Raw genomic sequence first — 2964 nt, 5'->3', positions numbered from 1 at the left:
TGATGTATATTTGGCTTATCTGTCCCTTTGCGTCATATCCGAAGGATAGTGCCGCATGCACTTTACCCTCATCCATAATCACCAACCCCAAAGGACCGTTAAGTAATTGAGTCATAATTATCATCTTCCGCCATGCGTGCGATAGAATATCTTCAATAAATCGGCAAATCACATCATGACCAACAATAACATCACGCACAGCCTGAACTTTACCACCACTATCCGCGCGGAAATCACTATCTGCCCGTAACATCGTGCCCAGAATTTCAACATTCCCGGTTTTGATCGCCTGCTGAAAAGCTTCTAACAATTTTTCTTGGTGTTGTTTTTCCGGCACATGCCGCACATTATTTTTTGCCACATAGTTTCGGGCCCGTGTTGCCAACTTACGGCAATTTGCCGGTTGCATATCTAGCACGCTTGCCACCTCGTCAAACGGCATCGAAAATACATCGTGTAGCAGGTATGCCGCCCTCTCCTTTGGCGTCAGTCTTTCCAACAACAAAAGAAAGGCTGTCGTCAAAGACGAAGCTATTTCTATCTTCTCTTCCGCACTGGCTTCAAATTCCGTTTGAATTTGATTCGGTATCCACGAGCCAACGTAATCCAGTCTTTGATGACGGGCCGACTTCAGTTGATCCAGACAACGATTTGTACAAACGCGTGATAACCAACCGACAGGATTTTCGATCTCCGGCCCAGAATAAGAGACCCATTTCAAATAGGTGTCCTGCACAATATCCTGTGCATCACTTACAGACCCCAACAAGCGATACGCGAGCCCCATAAGCCTAGGACGCGATAGCTCAAATGCATCTGTTTTATTTTCAGGTGTTTTATTTTCAAGCATTATATGAACCTCATCATATCAATGCTTGGATATCTGTATGCGGTTCCACAAATTGATCATCCCGATATCTGTCGTAATTAACGTGATTTCCTTGTCAGAAAAATATCGCCGTAACTCAGAACGAAGTTTCGCATAATTTATTTTTAGGTCCAATGTTGTCAACGCTTCGGTCCACGCCAACGCGGCCCGCTCTGGTTCAGAAAATACGTCCACATGACGCCAGACAATCACTTTATCCAGCTTGTCCTGACTAACCCCGGCTTTTCGCGCGTCAGATATATGCATATTAACACAATAGGCACATTGATTTATTTGGGATGCCCGTAATTCAATGAGTGCAGACAAAGAATGTTCTAAACCACGCTCTGCCATCATCACATGAATCTGGCCTAGATACCCTATTAGTTTTGGGTCATTTTTTTCATGCATAACGGGTTTTTCAGATGCCTGAGACACAGAAGCCAGAGACTTAGAAGAAAGAGGCCCAGAAGACGTTGTCATCATCGTGTTTCCTTTGTTGTTCTTAGAGTTGCTTTCAGGAATATGACGCTTGGTGAACCCTTAATGTGACATTCGCTGTTTAAATCCTTCACCAAAAAGAAAACCCGGCACTGATATGCCGGATTTAAAGTCTTGAGACATCTGAATTTAATGCATGGAGCACTTCAGACTGAATCAATTTCAGGTCGAGGAACTCTCAGACAAGGGAAGATTTTTACTTACTGATAATGTTGTGCTCCGGGCCATAGGGGAACTTGGTGATGTTTTCTGCATCATTTTCACCCACTACCAGAATATCATGTTCACGGTAACCGCCAGCACCGGGATTACCCTCTTCAATCATGATCATTGGTTCCATAGAGACGACCATACCCGGTTCCAGAACAGTTTCGACATCTTCACGAAGCTCCAGTCCAGCTTCACGGCCGTAGTAATGGCTCAACGTTCCGAAAGAGTGACCATATCCAAAGGTCCGATACTGCAACATATCATGCTTCTTGAAGATTTCATTGAGCTCAAGCGCAATATCACAGCAACGAACGCCGGGCTTGATTAAATTCAAGCCAGCTTCGTGCACTTCGACGTTGGCTTTCCAATATTTCATGTGTGCATCAGATGCATGCTCGGCAAACAACGTTCTCTCTAGCGCAGTATAGTATCCGGCAATCATCGGAAAGCAGTTCAAGCTCAGGATATCACCTGATTCAATCTTCCGGCTGGTCACAGGATTATGGGCACCGTCTGTATTGATTCCAGACTGAAACCAGGTCCAGGTATCCATAAGCTCTGCATCAGGGAAAGTCTTAGCAATATGACGGATCATTGCCTGTGTTGAGTGAAGAGCAACCTCATGCTCAGGAACACCAACAGCAATCGCTTCTGCACAGGCCGCCCCGCCAATATCAGCCGTCGCTGCGCCATGTTTGATAATCTCGATTTCTTCAGCCGATTTCAGCATCCGCATCCGCATGGTCGGCGCACCAATGTCCACAAACTCTGGACTACCAAGAGCTGCGGCCATTTTGTTTTTATTATCGATGTTAATATGATCGAATTCCAGACCTACGCGGCTCAGACTTAGTCCCGACAGCTCATCCTTGATCGCAAAGAAATAATTATCTTTTTGCCAATCCGTATAGATGACGTTGTCATCAAAGCTACGTCTCCACGGCTGCGCACCATCAATATTCGCCGTTACAGAGATATGTTTATCCAGTGTGACAATCAGACCGTAGGGACGCCCGAAGGCACAGTACACAAAGTCGTTGAAATAGTTGATGTTGTGATAAGAAGTCAAAACCACGGCATCAATATCATTATCAACCATATGACGACGTAAATTATCGACACGACGTTCCATTTCTGCTCTGGAAAAGGTGCCTTGTACTTTTTCTCCGTTACGGATGCGTAATGTGCGTTCCATTACTGACTCCAATAGAATGAGGAATAATTTTCACCCTATTGGTACCAAAGGAACACTCATAAAAATAATTTATAATTTCAATTCAAACATTAACAATACAAATAAATGAGGATCACCTTCGGGGGAAGGCGACCCTCGATACGCAAGCCAGCAATCTTTTAAGGGAAAAGTTGCGGCTCAAGCGCAAACG

At 44.7% G+C, this 2964-nt stretch carries 3 protein-coding genes; all 3 read right to left on the bottom strand.

What is annotated here, in order from left to right:
- A partial coding sequence (gene sigJ, locus Q0241_RS14800; protein ID WP_299378838.1) for an RNA polymerase sigma factor SigJ occupies positions 1-850 on the bottom strand: 850 nt, incomplete at its 3' end.
- Between the two features lie 18 nt (positions 851-868).
- The gene (locus Q0241_RS14795; RefSeq protein WP_299378837.1) at positions 869-1354 is read right to left on the bottom strand and encodes a carboxymuconolactone decarboxylase family protein; all 486 of its coding nucleotides are present in this window, start codon (positions 1352-1354) and stop codon (positions 869-871) included.
- 211 nt (positions 1355-1565) lie between these two features.
- Complete coding sequence (locus tag Q0241_RS14790) at positions 1566-2774, bottom strand: M24 family metallopeptidase (protein ID WP_299378835.1); 1209 nt, start codon at positions 2772-2774, stop codon at positions 1566-1568.
- Positions 2775-2964: the final 190 nt, after the last annotated feature.

Origin of the sequence: uncultured Kiloniella sp. (assembly GCF_937128705.1) — a bacterium.
Taxonomy (GTDB): domain Bacteria; phylum Pseudomonadota; class Alphaproteobacteria; order Kiloniellales; family Kiloniellaceae; genus Kiloniella.
This window is presented reverse-complemented; position numbering and strand designations above follow the sequence as displayed.

Excerpts from the sequence above, each read along its gene's own strand:
- Q0241_RS14795 (WP_299378837.1), bottom strand. The coding sequence starts at position 1,354 with ATGATGACAACGTCTTCTGGGCCTCTTTCTTCTAAGTCTCTGGCTTCT.
- Q0241_RS14790 (WP_299378835.1), bottom strand. The coding sequence starts at position 2,774 with ATGGAACGCACATTACGCATCCGTAACGGAGAAAAAGTACAAGGCACC.